General features: G+C 57.8%; 16 protein-coding genes. 7 read left to right on the top strand and 9 right to left on the bottom strand.

Annotation, left to right across the window (positions count from 1 at the left end; genetic code table 11):
• Positions 1 to 278 precede the first annotated feature (278 nt).
• Genes AC13DD_RS19285 through AC13DD_RS19260 form a run of 6 tightly spaced genes read right to left on the bottom strand, consistent with a single transcriptional unit; the run spans position 279 to position 5,732 of the window.
• The gene (locus AC13DD_RS19285) at positions 279 to 1,040 is read right to left on the bottom strand and encodes an MBL fold metallo-hydrolase (protein WP_288367601.1); all 762 of its coding nucleotides are present in this window, start codon (positions 1,038 to 1,040) and stop codon (positions 279 to 281) included.
• 11 nt (positions 1,041 to 1,051) lie between these two features.
• Positions 1,052 to 1,843: an ABC transporter ATP-binding protein gene (locus AC13DD_RS19280; protein ID WP_288367603.1), complete on the bottom strand. Its 792-nt coding sequence runs from the start codon at positions 1,841 to 1,843 to the stop codon at positions 1,052 to 1,054.
• Positions 1,844 to 1,869: 26 nt separating this feature from the next.
• Positions 1,870 to 2,892, bottom strand: a complete 1,023-nt coding sequence (locus tag AC13DD_RS19275; protein WP_288367604.1) for an ABC transporter substrate-binding protein — start codon at positions 2,890 to 2,892, stop codon at positions 1,870 to 1,872.
• A 50-nt stretch (positions 2,893 to 2,942) separates the two neighbouring features.
• Positions 2,943 to 3,809 carry an ABC transporter permease gene (locus AC13DD_RS19270; protein ID WP_288367606.1) on the bottom strand — a complete coding sequence of 289 codons (867 nt, stop codon included), beginning with the start codon at positions 3,807 to 3,809 and terminating at the stop codon, positions 2,943 to 2,945.
• Between the two features lie 10 nt (positions 3,810 to 3,819).
• Positions 3,820 to 4,836, bottom strand: coding sequence for a fatty acid desaturase family protein (locus AC13DD_RS19265; RefSeq protein WP_288367607.1), 1,017 nt, complete (start codon positions 4,834 to 4,836; stop codon positions 3,820 to 3,822).
• A gap of 23 nt (positions 4,837 to 4,859) precedes the next feature.
• Entirely contained in the window at positions 4,860 to 5,732 is an 873-nt protein-coding gene (locus AC13DD_RS19260) for a sugar phosphate isomerase/epimerase family protein (protein WP_288367608.1), read from the bottom strand.
• A 271-nt stretch (positions 5,733 to 6,003) separates the two neighbouring features.
• On the opposite strand from AC13DD_RS19260, the gene AC13DD_RS19255 reads away from it, so the two are divergent.
• The 4 genes from AC13DD_RS19255 to AC13DD_RS19240 all read left to right on the top strand — a co-directional run bounded on the left by AC13DD_RS19255 (position 6,004) and on the right by AC13DD_RS19240 (position 9,348).
• Positions 6,004 to 6,327, top strand: coding sequence for a hypothetical protein (locus tag AC13DD_RS19255; protein ID WP_482931602.1), 324 nt, complete (start codon positions 6,004 to 6,006; stop codon positions 6,325 to 6,327).
• Between the two features lie 74 nt (positions 6,328 to 6,401).
• Positions 6,402 to 6,791 (top strand): hypothetical protein, encoded by a 390-nt coding sequence (locus AC13DD_RS19250; protein WP_482931601.1) that lies wholly within the window; start codon positions 6,402 to 6,404, stop codon positions 6,789 to 6,791.
• 27 nt (positions 6,792 to 6,818) lie between these two features.
• Complete coding sequence (locus tag AC13DD_RS19245) at positions 6,819 to 8,432, top strand: alkyl/aryl-sulfatase (RefSeq protein WP_482931600.1); 1,614 nt, start codon at positions 6,819 to 6,821, stop codon at positions 8,430 to 8,432.
• A gap of 10 nt (positions 8,433 to 8,442) precedes the next feature.
• Entirely contained in the window at positions 8,443 to 9,348 is a 906-nt protein-coding gene (locus AC13DD_RS19240) for a homocysteine S-methyltransferase family protein (RefSeq protein ID WP_288367611.1), read from the top strand.
• Here the strand turns inward: AC13DD_RS19240 and AC13DD_RS19235 are convergent.
• A complete protein-coding gene (locus AC13DD_RS19235; protein WP_482931599.1) occupies positions 9,345 to 9,620 on the bottom strand; it encodes a hypothetical protein in 276 nt (91 codons plus the stop codon). The genes AC13DD_RS19240 and AC13DD_RS19235 overlap by 4 nt on opposite strands.
• Positions 9,621 to 9,809: 189 nt before the next feature.
• Here AC13DD_RS19235 and AC13DD_RS19230 point away from each other — a divergent pair, with 189 nt between their 5' ends.
• The 3 genes from AC13DD_RS19230 (at position 9,810) to AC13DD_RS19220 (ending at position 14,380) form a co-directional block, all read left to right on the top strand.
• Positions 9,810 to 10,670, top strand: coding sequence for a LysR substrate-binding domain-containing protein (locus AC13DD_RS19230; protein WP_288944213.1), 861 nt, complete (start codon positions 9,810 to 9,812; stop codon positions 10,668 to 10,670).
• A 73-nt stretch (positions 10,671 to 10,743) separates the two neighbouring features.
• Positions 10,744 to 12,627, top strand: coding sequence for a monovalent cation:proton antiporter-2 (CPA2) family protein (locus AC13DD_RS19225; protein WP_482931598.1), 1,884 nt, complete (start codon positions 10,744 to 10,746; stop codon positions 12,625 to 12,627).
• A gap of 52 nt (positions 12,628 to 12,679) precedes the next feature.
• Positions 12,680 to 14,380 carry a BamA/TamA family outer membrane protein gene (locus AC13DD_RS19220; RefSeq protein ID WP_405416916.1) on the top strand — a complete coding sequence of 567 codons (1,701 nt, stop codon included), beginning with the start codon at positions 12,680 to 12,682 and terminating at the stop codon, positions 14,378 to 14,380.
• Positions 14,381 to 14,389: 9 nt separating this feature from the next.
• Here the strand turns inward: AC13DD_RS19220 and AC13DD_RS19215 are convergent, their stop codons facing one another.
• Positions 14,390 to 17,665 carry a carboxyl transferase domain-containing protein gene (locus AC13DD_RS19215; protein ID WP_092033333.1) on the bottom strand — a complete coding sequence of 1,092 codons (3,276 nt, stop codon included), beginning with the start codon at positions 17,663 to 17,665 and terminating at the stop codon, positions 14,390 to 14,392.
• Between the two features lie 121 nt (positions 17,666 to 17,786).
• Positions 17,787 to 18,704 (bottom strand): DMT family transporter, encoded by a 918-nt coding sequence (locus AC13DD_RS19210; protein WP_092033330.1) that lies wholly within the window; start codon positions 18,702 to 18,704, stop codon positions 17,787 to 17,789.
• Positions 18,705 to 18,732: the final 28 nt, after the last annotated feature.

Here is an 18,732-nt window from a genome sequence, read left to right as displayed (position 1 = left end):
CCAATGGGGGAAAGGGGGAGTTGTGCCTGAATGCCGGAAACTGGCTAAATAATCGCCAACTTCGACCATGACCACTCGGATCTGGCACTACCAGGCTTGGTCTGCGAAGGTTGTTGGAGCACTATGAGAAATCCGGGCTAGAGACAACGGCTTCGAAATCCAGATCTGTCCATTCAGGGCCTGCGGGAATGAGGCAAACGTAAGTTCCCGGCCAGCTCTTGGGCACCGAAAAGCCTTGTGGCAAAAGGGGCCGGAATCCCTCTGGGCGGGCAGTCAGATCAGGCATGGGCCAAATACTTATCAATCAGCGAATGCAAGCGGGCTCTGTCGAAGCTGGGATCGTGCCCGGCGTGGACCAGGTTGACCGGTAGCTGGCGTAGCCGCTCCATCGTGGCTGCATATGCCTGTTTGTCGGCGCCCTCAATTTCGTCCAGTAGTGGGCCATCGTATATGGCATCACCAGAAAAAAGAGTACCGCTCGCTTTCTCCCAGAGACCAATGCTGCCGGGTGAGTGGCCGGGTAAATGGATCACTTCGAAAGCACTGTCTCCCAGGTCGAGGACATCCCCTTCATCAATCAATTGTGTTGGCTCTGTAGCCTGGTTTCGGAAGGTCATCGGGTCGAATCCTGCATGCGGATAAGCATCAATGAGCAGATCGGGTACATGGTAGCCTTGCCGCTCGATTGTCTCGCGCATTCCTGCTGGCCAATGGCAGGTACAGAGTATCGGAAAATCATCGGGTTGCCGGAGTTGATCTGCTTCCAGAGGATGCACCAGCCGCTGATCGAATTGATGCAGACTGCCCATGTGGTCCGAATGGGTATGAGTAGCCACGGCGATCAGGGGTTTATCCAGAAGCTCCGCCATCGCTTCTTTCAGGTTGCTGATTCCCATACCTGAATCGACCAGGAGATCCGCATCACGGCCTCTTACATGCCAGATATTGCACTGTTCCACCCTTGCCACATGAGGCTCCCAGAGGAGAGTGATACGGTCGTCCATGCGTTTCTTTTCGAACCAGCGTTCGGCAATTTTCATGACTGTCTCCGTCAGGCAGCGTCCCGACCTTCCTCCCGCATCAGTCGACGAATATGAAGCTCGAGGCGCCGGTATTCATCTGACTGCAGGAAGGCCTCCCGGTCGTTTTCGGGCAGATTGGCTTTGAAGTCCGTATGAATCGTTTCGTTCAGTCGACCTGGGTGGCGTGACAGGAAGTACACCACGTCGCCCAGATACAGTGCTTCTTCAATGTCGTGAGTTACGATCAACACGGTATTTCGTTCCTTGCGCACCACGTTCAACAGCAGATCCTGCATTTGCCAGCGGGTTTCCGGATCCAGAGCGCCAAAGGGTTCATCCATCAACAGTAGCTCAGGGTAGTTAGCCAGGGTCCGGGCGATGGCCACGCGCTGTCGCATGCCGCCGGAGAGCTGGTGAGGATAGGCGCTGGCGAATTTTTCGAGACCGACGGCCTGAATGAAGTGGTCAACGGTTCCCTCGTTCAACGCACTGCGATCGCCGTTGATTTTAAGTCCGTAGGCCACGTTCTCCCGCACGGACAGCCAGGGAAACGAGGTGTAGTCCTGGAATACCATGCCTCGATCCCGGCCGGGCTGGGAAACCGCCCGGCCGTTGAGGCTAATGTCGCCTTCCGAAGGTTTCTCAAGGCCTGCAACCATGCGCAGCAGGGTGGATTTGCCACAACCCGAGGGGCCCAGCAATACGCCCACCTTTCCTGCCGACAATGACAGCGAGATGTTTTCAATGGCCTGAACGGTCCGCCCGCCAGATTTGAACACCTTGCTTACGCCTGTGATAGCAAGACCTGTGTTGGAAGACATGGGGTAGCTCCTTTTCTGAGGTCGGGTCAGAGCGTGGATTTGAGTGGGGTCATATCCACCCCGGATTCCATCGGATGGCGCTCTTCTACCAGTCCGAATTTGAGCCACCAGTTGGTAACGGTCTCCCAGTTGTTGGTCACCTGACCATTGGGCAGACCCAGAGGTAGTTCGCCGGGCATCAATCCCATGTACTTGGCAGCCTGTGCCTTGTCGAAGATCCAGATCCCGCCCTTGTAGATTTCGCCGTCTGTGCCCAGAACCTTCTCAACGTCGGCAATCGGGAAGTTGAGGCCTTCGGCGATGATCTTGTTGGCTTCGGTGGGGTTGGCTTTCCAGAAGTCCACAGCGTCGAAATAGGCCTGCATGACCCTGGCAGCTGTTTCAGGTTTTTCCTTCAGGAAGTAGTCACTCATGTACATGGCATCGCCCAGCAACGCAGTCTCGATCCAACCGGGTTCTTCGGAAGTAGCGACAACCGTTGCGCCGGGCAGGGCATCAAGTGCCTGGGATCCGAACGGTTCCCAGAATTCGGCAGCCGCCACATCACCACCGACCAGGGCGCCAACGGCATCATCCATGATCAGGTTGGTGAACTGGACCTCATCAATGCTGACGCCGTTTTCTTCCAACCAGATGCCCATAAAGATCTGGGTGAGGCCGCCTTCAAGAACAGCGACAGACTGGCCCTTGAGGTCTTCAGCACTGTTCACGCCGGGTGCCAGAACGATCTTGTCTGTGCCGTAAGAGGGGTTGGTGTAGGTGACCATTTTCACCGGCACATCCTTGTCTGCTGCGATGGGCGCATATTCCGCGGTGCTGGAGGTTACATCCAGCGCATCGGCCGACATCAGTGCAAAGCTCTCGTAGGGGTCTTCGATGATCGCAATTTCGAACTCAAGGTCTGGTGCCAGATTTTTCTCCTGGGCGATAAACCAGAAGCCATAACCAGGCCATGAGAACAATGACAATCTGACCTTTTCAGCCGATAGGGCCGTGCTGGAAAGTAGTGCCAGAAGCACCAGGGACATTCCGCGTTTGAACCAGTTCATTTTTGATACCTCTTGGGTTGGGAAACGAATCGGAAAGGGTGTTTCATGCTTCACTTCGCCTGTCCGAGATAGGGGAAACACTGCCGGTAGATCAGCCGGAACAGAACATCGAACAGCAGGCCGAGCACACCGATGGTGACAATGCCCGCCATGATGTCGTCTACGTGTACAAAACGTTTGGCTCGCATCATCATCGCGCCGATACCGTCGGTGGCCGCGACGATTTCGGCGATGACCAGGTAGGTCCAGCTCACGGCCAGCATTTGCCGACAGGTGTCGACATAGCCGGGGAGTGAGTTCCGGAACAACACCGTCCAGAGAATGATGCGCCGACCACCGCCCAGGGTTTTGGCAGTTTCGATGAGCACCCGGGGCGTTTGCCGGGTGACGTCGGCCAGCATGATGACCAGGAAAAACACCACGCCCATCAGCAATAAGGTGATTTTCTGGCTGTCGCCGGTACCGAGCCACATCAGAAGCAGCGGAATGAACGCTGGGGCAGGCAGGTAGCGCCAGGCACCCAGCAGGGGATTGAGGATGCTGTCCACCCGGGCAAACGATCCCATCAAGAGGCCCAACGGCAGGGCAATCAGGATGGCAATCCCGAAGCTGATCACAATGCGGCTTACACTGGCCAACACGTCACTGAAGAATGCTTTCTCCAGAAACAATTCCTGCAAAGAACTGAAGACAGCGGCGGGGCCGGGGTACAGGCGATCGGGCGCCAGATCCATCTGGGACGTTACCTGCCAAAGGGCAAGAAACGCGACCCAGCCGACGGCTCCGAGCACCAGTCGCTGACCACCGGGTACGCTCTGATTGAAATCGAACCACTTGTCCGGCTTTGGTTCGGGTTTGCTCACCGTGGTCCTGGTCAGTGGTTGCGCGGTGGCCTGTCCGGAAAGTTTTGCTGTCATTGGGTGAACCTCAGAAAGCGGTAAGAAAGCTGAGTCCGTACACGGGGACTGCTTTGCCATCCTGCAGGGCCTCGGGAACTTCCACTTGGCCGTAGGTCTCTGCGTAAATGCCCGCCAGGCGATTTCGATGGTAGCTCTTGAGTTGTCCTTTTAGTCCCACCGTCCGGGTGTAGTTGTTGCCGTAGAGTTCCTTGTGCAACGCAGGCAGCTTGTACCAGGGCATGGTCGGCTTTGTATGGTGTGCGTTGTGATAGCAGAAGTTCAGCACCAGCAGGTTCAGAACCGGCCAGCGTCGGCTGATGAGGTTGCTGTAGGTATTGTTTTCCTCATACTCGCGGTTGCCTTTGTAGGGAAACACCGCATCGGGATCATTCAGGTTCACCAGAATTTCATAGTTGTGCTGGTAGGCATCGAAGAAGCGGAGCACGGTGAGCATCAGGAGATAGGCAACCGCATACAACAAGACTGCTTTCAGGCTCCAGTAGGCCAGCGCGACCAGCAGAAGGGTCCTGACCGCGATGACTGCCAGAGATCGTCCCCGGTGGTCGCGGTTGCCGATAGTCGTGAATGGGGCAATGATCAGCATGGCATGCATCACGATGTCGACGGCTGGAAAGTAACACCACTCGAGGGCAAAGATGGCTTTCTCGGTTCTCGGATGCGCTTTGAGCCATGCCCGATAATCGAAGGAAATGGGGTCGGCATTGTCCACATGGTGGCGCATGTGTTTGTAGCGCAGATCTTCGTAGGTCCCATAGCAGCCGCCAGTGAGCCAGTTCAGCGTCTTGCCAAGGCGTGTGTTGTACTCGGTTTTCTTGAACAGTGCGTTATGTCCGCAGTCATGTATCAGGTACGCGGCGATGACCATCCCATGGCCGCAGGCCAGGATGCCGATAACGGGCAGAATAAAACCGGGCTGGGCCATCAGTAGCCAGCCACCAATATAGGTCGTGAGGATGTAGGCCAGCACAAGCGTCAGCGGCCAGACACCGTCCGAATGGCGAAAATGCTGAGTCAGATTGAACATGGTCCTGTTCTCTCCTTGAGGGGTTAAGCGATTTTTGATGTTTTGGTTACCGCCGACTGCCAGCGTTGGAAGTGAGCCAGTTCCTCTTCTCCGATCCAGCGGTTCAGCGACCAGAGATCTGCGATGGGAGCCTTGGTAAAGGGCAACAGATGCAGATAGCCGTCAGTACCGAATTCTGGCGTCATGGTGGTGATCTCTAGGCCGCGCGCTACCTGGGATTCCCAAACGGCCTCCCAACACGCTTGATGAGAGGCGAGGGCATCCGCATATTCAGGCGCAGCCGGGTGCGGCACCTGCGGACCCTGATCGTAGCCGACACGGGAATGGATATGGCGGGCTTGCTGCGCCGTGCGCACAATACAGTCCCACTCGATGTGAGGCAGTCGTTCGCTGACAACTGCCCAGTGGCTGAAGTCGCAGGTCACGTCGATGTGGGGTACCTTTTCCAGAATGGCAACGGTATTCCAAGGGCTGAAAAAGCTGCGGCCCCGGTGCGTTTCAAAACTGGCAGGCACATGGTGTTTATCCGCAATGTTCTTGGCTTCCGAGAAAAAGCGGATGGAGTCATTAATGGACCAGGCATCGCAACCGCCCATAACGTTTACGAATTCCGGTTTGAGGCCAGTAGCCGAGGCGCTTAGTATTTTCGCTTCGAAATCCTCGAGATGTTCCTGGACCGTTGCATGCCGCCTGGGCACATAACCGCCTGCCGTGCAGATTTCCTGGATCCAGAGCAGATTGTGTTCAGCCAGTGCTTCTCCGAACGCCTCGGCTTCATTTCCGTTATCTGGCACCGGGGCCTCAATTCCGGAGAATCCGGCATCTTTTACCTGATTAATGGCTTCCACGAGCGTACCCTCATGTCCCCAGAGAGTTTTGAATCGTTTTAAGTCCACGGGCACCTCCAAGGCGGAAATCAAGATGTTTCCGAAGATGCAGCAACCGTTGTGCCATAAATGCCAAAAGGCTTTCAATATACACGTTGGCATGTATGTTGTGGGCGCGTGAACGGCTTTGGAAGGCCGGATTTATGGTAAGGGATGGTGCGCCTGCACACCGGAAGTGCGTTCAGTAGGCTTCATTCGAATCGAGGCTTTTCATTTGAGTCAGTGGTTCGGCTACCATGCTTGGCTCAGAAGTTTCTCCGCTGATAAAGGTGCCATCTGTATGTCTGAAGATCCCCTGAAAACCCTGTCCGACCTTGCCAGCGATGCCCACGCCCGCATCCAGGCAACCCATCAGCACATCAATCCGGTGGTAGAGGTGCGCCGTGGTATGCGTGATGCCGGTATACCGGCGGATGTGACGACCATTGACTGTCTGCGTACCCGCCGAAGGATTACGCTGATCCTTCACGACGAACAGCCGGGCACTCTTCTGTACCAGTTCGTGACCATTGAAGACGAAGTGGGGAACGACTTTCAGCAGATGGCGCTCAACGATATGACAACCACCAAACTGTTCGAGTGGATTCAGGAGTATTTTGGCTAATTTGCACAGATCCAGGCCCACCCTGAAGTAAACTTGGGGTAACCAATAACAATAGACCGACAAGGTTTCCCCATATGCCACTACCCCGAAAGCTTCTTTTCGCTCCTTTGCTGGGCATTACCCTGGTCATGACGGGTTGCGATTCCAGTCCTGATTCTTCCGCAGCCAACAGCGCCGGACACATTGCGCCGACCGCCACGACCGAGCAGGCCAATCGGGATGTGTTGGACCAGCGACCCTTCGATAACCGTGACGATTTCGAGAACGCGCGACGCGGACTGATTGCCCAGGACCCTGAACTGGTCATTGATCATCTGGAAGGCGGTGAAGTCTGGAACATGCCGGCCTACGGATTTATCGACGAGGATGGAGAAAGCGCCCCGGCCTCGGTCAATCCAAGCCTCTGGCGCCAGGCTGCCCTCAACAACATTCACGGGTTGTTCAAGGTCACCGACGGGCTCTAACAGATCCGGGGTTACGACCTGGCGAACATGTCGATCATCGAAGGCGAAACCGGGTGGATCCTGGTGGATCCTCTGACCGCCCGGGAGACTGCCAGCAAAGCCTTCCTGTTTGCTCGAGAACATCTGGGCGAAAAGCCGGTGCGAGCGATTCTCTTTACCCACAGCCACATTGATCACTTTGGCGGCGTGCAGGGCATTCTCCAGCACCTTTCGGACGAGGAAAAAGCCAACCTGCGGATTATCGCGCCAGAGGGCTTTGAGGAGGAGGCAACCAGCGAGAACATCATCGCCGGCCCTGCCATGACACGCCGGGCCATGTTCATGTATGGCAAGCGTCTGGATCGGGACGAACGCGGCCATGTTGGCACTGGTCTGGGCAAAGGCCCGGCTTTTGGCACCTTTGGCTTTGCCCCGGCGACGGATCTGATCAGCGAAACCGGTACGGAGCTGGAGGTGGACGGCGTTCCGATGATTTTCCAGATTGTCTCCGGTTCCGAAGCGCCTGCAGAGTTCACCTTCTACCTCCCCGAACAAAAGGCCTTTTGCGGTGCCGAGCTGGTCAGCCGCAATATGCACAACATCTACACCCTGAGGGGCGCCAAGGTTCGGGATGCCCGTCTATGGAGCAGCTTTATTGATGAGGCAAAAACCCGATTCTCAGACGCTGATGTGTATTTTGGCAGCCATCACTGGCCGCTGTGGGGCCAGGAGAATATCCAGGAGTTCCTGGCGGTGCAGCGGGATACCTACAAGTTCATCCACGATCAGACCGTGCGTTTGATGAACCGGGGCGCCACGCCGAGGGAGATCGCCGACCAGTTCAGGCTGCCGCCGGAACTGAACCAGGCGTTTCACAACCAGGGTTACTACGGCACTGTGTCCCACAACGCCAAAGCGGTGTACCAGCATTACCTCGGCTGGTATACCGCCAACCCGGCTCAGCTCAATCCATTGCCTGAAAGCGAATCTGCCAGGCGTTATGTACAGATGATGGGCGGTGCGGACAAAGTGCTGGAAAAGGCGCTCCAGGAAGTCGAGGCGGCATCGGATATGAGCGCGACCGAGGGGCGCGACACCTACCGTTGGCTGGCTGAACTGCTCAACCACGTAGTCTTTGCCGAGCCGGCTAATGACGACGCCAAACAACTGCTGGCCAGTGTCTATGACCAGCTCGGTTATCAGGCGGAATCTGCCCCCTGGCGGGACTTCTACCTGACAGGCGCCTATGAATTGCGTCATGGCTCCCCGGAAGAAGGCATTAAGCCGGCGATGATGCGAGAAGTGCTGCTCAACACGCCGGTGTCACTGTTCTTCGACAGCATGGCGGTGCGTCTGAACGCGGAGGACGCAGAGGGTGAAAACACCACCATCAAGATTTCGTTCACGGATCTGCAGGAAAACTATCTGATGACACTGCAAAATTCGGTGCTGCACAATCGCCAGGTGGGCGAAGATACTCCGGCTGATGCTACCCTGAGACTGACCCGGCCACTGTTTGTTGATCTGTTGATTGGCCGGGCAGGCCTGAAGAAACTTCTGTTCAGCGATGAGATCAGCTTTGAGGGAAGCAGGCTCGACCTGATAGGCTTTTTCAGCATGCTGGACAAGCCTCAAGGCCGGTTCAATATCGTTACACCCTGACGAGTACACTATGAAATCTGTTGCACTTCTTGATGGCGGCCTCGGCCAGGAAATCTATCGCAGGGCGAGGGAGGTCAGTTCGCCGCTCTGGTCCGTGGCGGTAATGCGTGAACAGCCGGAAGTTGTTACCGATGTTCATGCTGATTTTATCAGGGCGGGCGCCCGGACCCTGACACTGAACACCTATGCGGCAACGCCCACACGACTCGCCAGGGAAGGTCTGGGTGACGAGATCGGGGCAATACACCAGCGGGCGTTCGAGGTATTGGAACGAGCCATCGCAATAACGGGGGCCACCGTTGATATCGCCGGCTGCCTGCCACCCCTGGTTGGCAGCTATCGGGGCGAGCCCGCCCGCACGTTCGATGATCTGAAGTCGGAGTTCGATATTCTCGTTAAACTGCAGGGCGGCGCAGATGTCTTTCTGATCGAAACCATGACCAACAGCCTTGAGGCGAAGGCCGCCTGTGCCGCTGCCGGTGAATCCGGCAAGCCCTTCGGGGTGGCGTTCCGGCTGGAAACCGATGGCAAGCTCCGGTCTGGAGAAACACTTGCCGAGGCGGTCGAAGCCGTTAAGCCGTTCGGGCCAACGGCCGTTATGCTCAATTGCTGCGATCCTGAGGTGATTTCGCAGGCAATGCCTGAGCTGGCCGGGCTGTTTCCCTGTACAGGCGGTTACGCCAACGCGTTCAAAACCGTTGAGCCAATGGCCGGTGGATCTCTGGTGGATGAACTGGAAGCGAGGCCGGACATTTCCCCGGCGGCCTATGGATTACAGGTAAAGCAGTGGCTGGGAGATGGTGCGAGCGTTGTTGGCGGCTGCTGTGAAATTACACCTGAGCACATCCGCCATCTGGCCGATGTGCTGGCAGGCGATTACGATTTGGTGCCATTCTCTGCCCTTGCCGGCACTTAGCCGGCAAGTCGGGGACTTTTTGTCCTTCGTGCTTCCATGGCGCGCTTGGAGCGACGCGCCTCAATGTATTGCACCGCGTCACTCCTGATGGGAAGGTGCAGGGCGCCTTCCAGATCGTGGCGGTCGTAGCCGAGATCCGACAGCGTGTCATCTTTTTCCTGCAGCAGTGACTGCGCCATACGGCGGAATTTCTGACGCCTGGCATACCCTTCAAACCATGACGTGATTGGCTGCATTGGGGCGCTGGCTTCGTGCTCTGTGCTCTTCTGCATATCTATGGCCCCGACAGTTGGTAAATGGCTGCACCAGCTCGCTTGGAGGTTGTATAACTCGCATACGGGTGCCTTCGGTGATTATTCTGGTCTCCTCTAAGCCTTCAATCAAACGAAAAGAATTTAAGATCTCGTTCAATTATGCTTAAGTCAGACCCGGGCCAGAAAACCGAACCGAGAGGTGTATTCGTGAAGATTCCGTTGCTTGATAACGATGTCCTGAGGAGTTTTGTAGCCATCGCTGAGAGTGGCACCTTCACCAGTGCGGCAAAGGTGGTGCACCGAACGCCGTCGGCTCTGAGTATGCAGATCAAGCAGCTGGAGAAGAACCTGGGCAAAACGCTGTTCATTCGAGAGCCGCGACACGTCACCCTGACTGCCGAGGGTGAGGTTCTGCTCGATTACAGCCGGCGGTTGCTGCGCTTGAACGAGGAAGCTGTCCAGCACTTCCTATCGCCCACCCTTGAGGGAAAAGTCGGTATTGGAACCTCGGACGACGTGGGAACACGGATTCTGCCTGAGGTGCTGGCGGAATTCGCAAGATCCTATCCTGCGGTGCTGGTTGATGTGGTGGTTGGCTCGAGCAAGCAAAACCTGGCTCGCCTGGACGCGGGTGAGCTGGACATGACCCTGGTGACCGTGGCAGACGAGGGTGGCATTACCCGCGGTGAGCTGGTTCATGAAGAGCCGCTGGTGTGGGCCGGGCGGGAAGGGTCATCAGCCTTCCAGCGTTCGCCCCTGCCAATTGCCATGGCTCACGAGGGGTGTGCCTGGCGCCGGATGACGCTTCGGGCGCTGGACAGAGCCGGTATACCCTACAGAATTGCCTACACCTGCGAGCACTGTTCAGGGCAGGAGGCTGCAATGTTGGCGGATCTCGCCGTGGCCCCGTTTCCGCAAAGCCTGATACACCCGCCCCTGAAAGAGGTGGCCGGTGACAGTCTGCCGGCGATCGGCTTTTATCAGCTGGCGCTGGTACGCCGGGGTTCAAATCCACTGAATGATGCCCTCGCGTCCCATGTGAAAGACGCCTTCCAGAGTCTACGCTGAACACAGCGGCCTGGAGCGCTTGCCTGTAGGATATGCAGCCAGACTGACGGATTCCGGATCAAGGACACAATTGATGACAGTTTATTTTGTTCAGGCCTTTATTTATCTGGCTGCCGCGGTGATTGCTGTGCCCCTGGCAAAACGTTTTGGCCTGGGCTCTGTACTCGGCTACCTGGTGGCGGGTGTGGTGATTGGCCCGGTGACCGGGCTGGTTGGCCAGGAAGCCAATACTATCCAGCACTTTGCCGAGTTTGGCGTGGTGATGATGCTGTTTCTGGTTGGTATGGAGCTTGATCCCAAGGCGCTCTGGGCCATGAGGATCCGCCTGGTCGGGCTGGGAGGACTTCAGGTGTTACTCACAGCAGCCGCCGGTATGGCCGTGGCCGCGTGGCTCGGGCTTCAGTGGCAGACGGCCCTTGCGGTCGGTCTGATCTTTGCCCTGTCATCCACCGCTATTGTCTTGCAGACTCTCAACGAAAAAGGGTTGGGCAAAACCGAGGGTGGGCGCAGTGCCTTCTCGGTCCTGCTGTTTCAGGACATCGCTGTAATTCCGATGCTTGCACTGATTCCCTTGCTGGCTCTGCCGGAACTGATGGACGCTTCGGGCACCTCCGCTGACCACAGCGGTCATCTCAATCTGGTGAACAGTCTGCCGGGTTGGGCTCATGGGCTGGTTTTGGTGGCGGCCATCGGAGCGGTAATTGTGGGCGGCCACTACCTGAGCCGGCCCCTGTTTCGCTACGTGGTGCAATCAGGTTTGCGCGAAGTGTTCACGGCCACTGCTCTGATGCTGGTCATCGGGATTGCGGCCCTGATGAGTCTGGTAAATCTGTCCCCGGCGCTTGGGGCCTTCCTGGCTGGTGTCGTTCTGGCTAACAGTGAATTCCGGCATGAGCTGGAAGCGAACATCGAACCGTTCAAGGGACTGTTGCTGGGCCTGTTCTTCATCACCGTTGGCGCGGGCATCAACTTAGATGTGTTGTCCGAGCAATGGAGTACGGTGGTGTCACTTGCGGTTGCGGTGATCGCCGTCAAGGCCGCGATTCTGCTCGGCCTGGCGTTGCTGTTCCGGGTTCATGGCAGTAATGGCTGGCTGTTTACGCTGTCCCTGGCACAGGCCGGTGAGTTTGGCTTTGTGCTTCTGACCTACAGTGTCCAGAACAACGTGATTCCCATGGAAACGTCACAGGTCCTCTCACTGGTGGTGGCGCTGTCGATGTTCCTGACGCCGTTGCTGTTTATCGTGTACGACCGGATTGTCTTACCTCGTTATCGTCGTTCACAAAACGACGAGCGCGAGGCGGATACCATCGATGAACAGGCGCCGGTTATCGTCGCTGGTGTTGGTCGTTTCGGCCAGATTGTCTGCCGGCTATTGCGGGCCAATAATGTTCCCATCGTTGCATTGGACCATGAGATCGAACAGATCGAGAACCTCCGGCAGATCAATATCAAAAGTTTTTTCGGGGATGCGAGTCGCCCGGATTTGCTGGAAACCGCAGGCATCGAACAGGCCCGGCTGCTGGTCGTGGCGATCGACGACCGTGATCGTTCGGTGCAGATGGTGGAGCATGTGAAGCAGTTCTTCCCCGGTGTCTGGGTGCTGGCCCGCGCTTTCGACAGAGGCCACGGATACCGACTGCGCGAGGCCGGGGCCGATGATGTGGTGAGTGAAACCTATCATTCGGCACTCGAGCTTGGGGGTCATGCCCTGACCGCCATGGGTGTGCACCCGATGCGTGCCCGTCAGATGACCTGGGTCTTCCTCGACAATGAAAAAGCCCACGAGGATGAGCTGTTCGACGCCTGGAAGGAAATCGAGGAGGGCATCCGGTTCAGCCCCCGCTACGGTGAGTTATTCATGAAGCTGGAAGAAGCACTCAGCAGTGCCATGCAGAGTGATTGGGATGAGCCAAAGCAGGAGGATGTCCCTGTCTGGAGACCGCCTGAACGCTGACATGGAGGCATCGCTGGGCTAAATTATTGTCTGGGCGCCTCGTGAGGTCAGTATGGTTTCCAGGAAAACGCTCGTTGTCTCGGGAATGGTTTTTGCCGGATCCTGCCTGGCCGCCGAATCGGACCAGGGCGATTGTATTGCCAGCAGTATCCAGCCGGAAGCCATTGATCTGGACAAGCCGAGAGATCAGCTGGCCCGCCAGAGCGATCTGGTGATTCCCGAGGATGCACGCATCGCCAGCATCCGAGTTCTTCGCCGTCCCATCTTTGATACCACCGACCCTGAGCAGGACAACGCGCTCTATCGAACTCTGAACGCGCTCAACACGCCTACCTGGGAGTCCGCCCTGCGTGCCCAGTTGGTGTTTGAAGAAGGAGATGTCTTCAAGCCCGAGCTTATCTCCGAATCCGAGCGGGTGCTGCGCCAGCGTGAGTATTTGACCGCTGCCTGGGTAGGCGTAACCCGGGTTTGTGGCAACGAGGTTGAGGTAAGCGTGCTTACCAGGGATACCTGGACATTGTTCCCGAGCGTTGGGGTATCCCGATCCGGGGGCGAAAATACCACCAACTTCGGGTTGTCTGATCCCAATTTTGCCGGGTCAGGCAAGAGCCTCGGCATCGGCTATGCGAAGGACCCGGACCGCACCGAAACCAGTCTGTATTTTGATGACCCGAACGTACTGGGTTCGCATTGGCAGGCGGGGTTCTCGTTCGATGAGAGAAGCGACGGCCGGGGCCGAGGCGCCTACCTTGAGAGGCCTTTCTTCAGCGAGACCACCAACTGGCGTTTTGGGTTGAGCGGCATCGATGACGTAAGGGAAGAATCCCGCTATGTCGGCGCAGAGGCTATTGCCGATTATCGGCGCAGCCAGGAGTTCTTCAGTATCGATGGAGGCAAGCGCCTGGCCGAGAGGAACGATCGGCAACTGCGGCTGCTCGCCGGCTACCGCTACAATGCACTCATGTTCGACCGTTTGCCCAACGAACCCGATCTCGACATTCTCCCGGAAGACAGGACCCTGAGTTACCCCTGGATTGGCTTTGATTACCGCCAGAACCGTTTCCGTGAAATGACCAACCTGACCCGGCTCCAGCGGGTGGAAGATGTGCGGGACGGTTTCGTTTGGCGGACCGAGCTGGGCTACTCGGGCAGCGGGTTGGGTGCCACGGAAGATCGGGTGGTTCTCAACATGGATTTCCAGGATGCGCTGCATGCCTCGGAGACCAACTACGCCAGCTATTCCCTCAGCCAGAGCGGCACCTACCGTCTCGACGAAGATCGGGTGGAAAACCTGCTGGGCACAGTGAGCGTTCAGTACTTCCATGGCGGCTCGGAGCGCTGGAACAGCTGGTACACCAATCTCGCGTTCACCGCAGCACACAATCTGACAGCCGATCAGCAACTGCTGATTGGCGGGGAGAACGGCCTGCGTGGCTATCCCAGCGAATACCAGCAGGGTGACCGCAGGCTGCTATGGACCCTGGAGCGGCGCTATTTCCCGGACTGGCATCCGTTCAAGCTGTTTCGGGTTGGTGGTGTAATCTTCACCGACGTCGGCCGGGCCTGGTTCACTGACGAACGGAACAGTGGGCCGGACGAAGGTGTTCTGAAGGATGTTGGCTTCGGCATGCGGCTGGCGTCCAGCCGCATTGAGGTGCAGCGTATGCTGCACCTCGACTTCGCCTTTCCCCTGGATGGCGACGACAGTATTGATGATTTTCAGGTTCTGTTGCGGGGCAGAAGCCAATTCTAGAGCCCCCGCTCACCAGGTATCGACGAATTTCCCGCCTTCCCCAGACTGAATGCCGGAAGTGGAACTGAGCCCGCGTATCAACCACGCCCGCGTTTCCTGCGGGTCGATCACCGCATCAATCTCCAGATAACTGGCCACGTTGAGCGCCTTACCTTGCTCATAGGCTTTGGCGACCAGAGTATCGAACATCTTCTGCCTTGATTCCTCATCAGGCTGGGCGGCCAGTTCTTTGGCAAAGCCCAGGCGCACGGCGCCTTCCCAGCCCATGGGCCCGAACTCACCGCTGGGCCAGGCGGCCGTGAAGAAGGGGGTGAGCATGCTGCCCGCTGCCATGGCCTGGGCGCCAAGACCGTACGCCTTACGCAGAATCACGGTGAAGAAAGGCACACTGAGCTTGGCTGCCGCCACGAACATACGCGAGATGTGGCGAATGGTGGCCTGTTTTTCGGCGTCAGGCCCCACCATGAAGCCCGGTGTGTCACACAGTGACAGGATCGGAAGGCTGTGGGCATTACAGAGCTGCATGAAGCGGGCAGCCTTGTCACCTGCGCTGGCATCGACCGCTCCGCCCAGGTGGGCCGGGTTGTTGGCGATCAGGCCCATGGGACGACCTTCAATACGGACCAGAGCCGTGATCAGGCCTGGCGCAAATTGGCTGCGGAGTTCCAGGACACTGTCCTGATCGGCCAGGGTTTCGATAACCTGACGGATATCGTAGACCCGCATGCGGTTTTCCGGAATCAGGTGGCGTAGCCGTCGTTGATCGTCGCACTGCCAGCCTTCCAACGTGCCCTGAAAGTAAGACAAATATTTCTTCGCCACACTGACCGCTTCAGTTTCGTCCTCGACCAGGACATCAATCACACCGTTGGGCCCCATGACGGACACCGGCCCCACTTGTTCCGGGCTGAACCGCCCAAGCCCGCCGCCTTCGATCATGGCAGGTCCCGCCATCCCCAGATTGGCGTCTCTGGTGGCAATGATGGTGTCGCAGCAGCCAAGCAGTGCCGCGTTGCCCGCATAGCAACGGCCGGACACAATACCGAGCGTGGGCACGACGCCGGAGAGCCGTGCCATGCCGACAAAGGTATGACAGTCCAGAAACGAAACGCCGTTGGCGTCGGTGTCGGATGGGCGACCCCCACCGCCTTCTGCGAATAGAACCAGGGGGATTCGCCATTGCTCGGCCAGAGCGAGAATTCGGTCTGCCTTGCGGTGATTCGTCAGCCCCTGTGTGCCTGCGAACACCGTGTAATCGTAGGCCATGGTGGCGCAACGCCCGGCTTCGGGGCCAAATGCCGGCGCGTTCACGGTGCCAATGGCGGTAATCAGGCCATCCGCCGGGCTCATTTCAGCCAGCTTGTCCGCCGAACGTCGGCGTCGCTGTGCCGCCAGTGCAAGAGCTCCGTATTCATTGAAGCTGTCGGGGTCGAGCAGGTCTTCAACGTTCTCACGAGCGGTTCGCTGAGCAGTTTTACGCCGCTTTGCGACCGCCTCCGGTCGGCGCTGGTCAGTCAGCAGGTCATGACGCTCCAGAACCTCGGCGAGATCGGCCCGGATGTACTCCAAATCAACCGTCTCTTCATTCTGAATGCCGCCGGCCTCGACGTCGGCTGGTTCCAGGTAGACCAGTGCCTGCCCGTCGTTCACCGTTGTCCCTGGTTCTGCGGCAATAGCGTGGATGATGCCGGAGTTGGTTGCCTTGACCACAAACTCCATTTTCATGGCTTCAAGCACCGCCACCGGGTCGCCGATGGCGACGGAATCTCCTGGTGTCACATCGATACTGACAACCGTGCCTGAACTGGGCGCCTCAATGCCGATGGTGCCCGCCGGTGCGGCGATGGCGCCCGGGCTTTCGTCGACCGCCGAGGCAGATGCGTTGCCAAAGTGCAGGTGCGGGTGAGCGGTTTTGGTCGCTTCCGGGATCAGGTGTTTCAGGTTGTCTTCGACAAAGCGGGTGGTAACAGCCCAGGTTTCCACGCCGGAATGGCGGACCAGATTTTGCAGCAGACCAATATTGCTGCTGACACCGGTTAGCCGGAATTCGCACAGGGCGCGATAAAGCCGCCGAAGTGTTGAAGGGTAATCGCCGCCATGGGCAACCAGCTTGGCGAGCAGGGAGTCAAACGAAGGACTGATGGTGTAACCGGCGTAACCGTAGCCATCGACCCGTAAACCCGGGCCAGACGGTGGCTCGTAGGTGCTCAATGTGCCGGTAGCGGCGGTGGCATGACCATCGGCGTAGAGTGTTTCGCTGTTGATTCGCGCCTGAATCGCGAAGCCCCGCTTGGTGGGTGGCGACTCAAGAGCCAGATCAGTGAGGCTTTGGCCGCCAAACAATTGCAGCTGGGTTTGAACGAGATCAACGCCGGTAATCTCCTCGGTGATGGTGTGCTCTACCTGGATGCGGGGATTGGCTTCCATGAAATAGAAACGGCCGGGGTGGTCCTCGTCCACCAGAAACTCAAAGGTGCCGAGACCACGGTAGTTAACGGCGCCGGCCAGTTTCAGGGCGCTGTCGATCATGTCATCCCGGATCGAGGCGTCCAGTAAAGGACTCGGTGCAATCTCGATCAGCTTCTGATTTCGCCGTTGCAGGCTGCAGTCGCGCTCCCAGAGGTGACTGACGGCTCCGGTACCGTCGCCGACTATCTGGATTTCGATGTGCCTTGCCCGAGCGATCAACTGCTCAACGTAAAGTGAGCCGTTGCCGAACGCTGCCTGAGCCTCGGACTGGCAGCGCTGGAAGGCCTGCTCGAGTTCTGTTTCGGCGTGAACCGCCCGCATGCCGCGGCCGCCGCCACCGGCAATCGCTTTGATCATCAGAGGACCGTGCTCGTCCAGGAAGGCGCGGGCCTCGGTGAGGCTCACCGATCTGTTGATTCCCTTTATCAGGGGAACCTCGCAGCGTTCTGCCAGGGCCCTGGCAGCCGACTTGTCACCAAACCCCTCCAACACGTCGGGCGAAGGGCCAATAAAGATCAGCCCGGCCTGTTCGCATGCGCGGGCAAAACCGGCGTTTTCCGCCAGGAATCCGTAGCCAGGATGGATCGCCTCGCAGCCATGGGCCTTTGCGACCTCTATCAGTTGCGCTCCATCCAGGTAAGCCTTTACGCCATGGCCCGTTAAAGCCACCGCCTCATCGGCCATACGGGTATGCAGGCTGGCGTCGTCGTCTTCAGAGAAGACGGCCACAGACCGCAATCCCATTTCGTTGCAGGCTCGGGCAATGCGGATCGCGATTTCGCCGCGATTGGCAATCAGTACGGAGCGAAAAGTCATGGTGCCTTGTTCCCCGGGGTGTGATTTTTATTTTGGGCGACAGAAGCCACCATCCTAGAAACGGCATCCGGATCAGGCAAATGAATTTGTTTGAGGGTTGGTTATGAATGCGCTTGATGACTCAGGTTTCAGGGCTCGTTGGTCTCGTTCTGTTGCTTATCCGGAGCCCCAGGATAACCACGAGGGCGCCAAGCCAGATGCCAACTGAGTAGCGCTCGTTGAACCAGATTACGCCAATCAGTAACCCGAACATGGCGGCGACTGCGCCGAGCTGACTGTAGAAAACCGGGTTGGATCGACGCTGGAGTTCAAAGGCGCAGAGGTAGGTCAATGCGGTTAGAAGCCCCTGAACACCGACGATGCTGACCAGTTGAAGCCCTGTTGTTTCCGGGAAAATGGAGGTGCGCGTCAGCCCCGCTAACAGACCAAGCGTCCCTGCGGACGCCAGCAAGGTGCCTGATGCCAGGATCATGGGCTTTACACCGGACGGCCAGGCCACAGACCGGTAAACATTACCAATAGACAGCATGGCCGGGATGAGCAGGCCCATGGCAAACCAGAGTGCGTTCGGGCTGCTGATCTCCGAGTGGCGCTGAAGCACGATCCAGGCGCACGCGACGACCGCGATCGATAGCCCGGCCAGTTTGATCCAGCTGCGTTTTTCCAGCCCCAGACCGGCCGCTAGCAGGAACGTGAATATGGGGGGCAGGGCGTACATGATCCCGGTGAAGCCGGCTCCCAGTTTCGTGACCAGATAAAACCCGATGGCATTCGGGATCGCGATACCAGTCAAGCCGCTGATGAGAAAATAGCGGCCCAGACGTGGCTCCAGCAGAGAACGGCCTTTCCCCGCACACACCAGCAGAACGGCGCCTGCAATGAGTGTTTGCCAGAAGGCATAGGTGATGGCTGGCATGCCTTGGGATGTGGCTGCTTTTGCCAGCGCCAGCATGAGTGCGATCAGGAATCCATTGGCCAGTAGTAGGCCCCAAACTACGGACTGGGGGGGAATAATTGAACGCTGCGCTGTGGTTATCATCACTGAGTGCTCCGGTTTGTAAATGGGG

Source organism: Marinobacter sp. L-13, from assembly GCF_056857715.1.
This window is presented reverse-complemented; position numbering and strand designations above follow the sequence as displayed.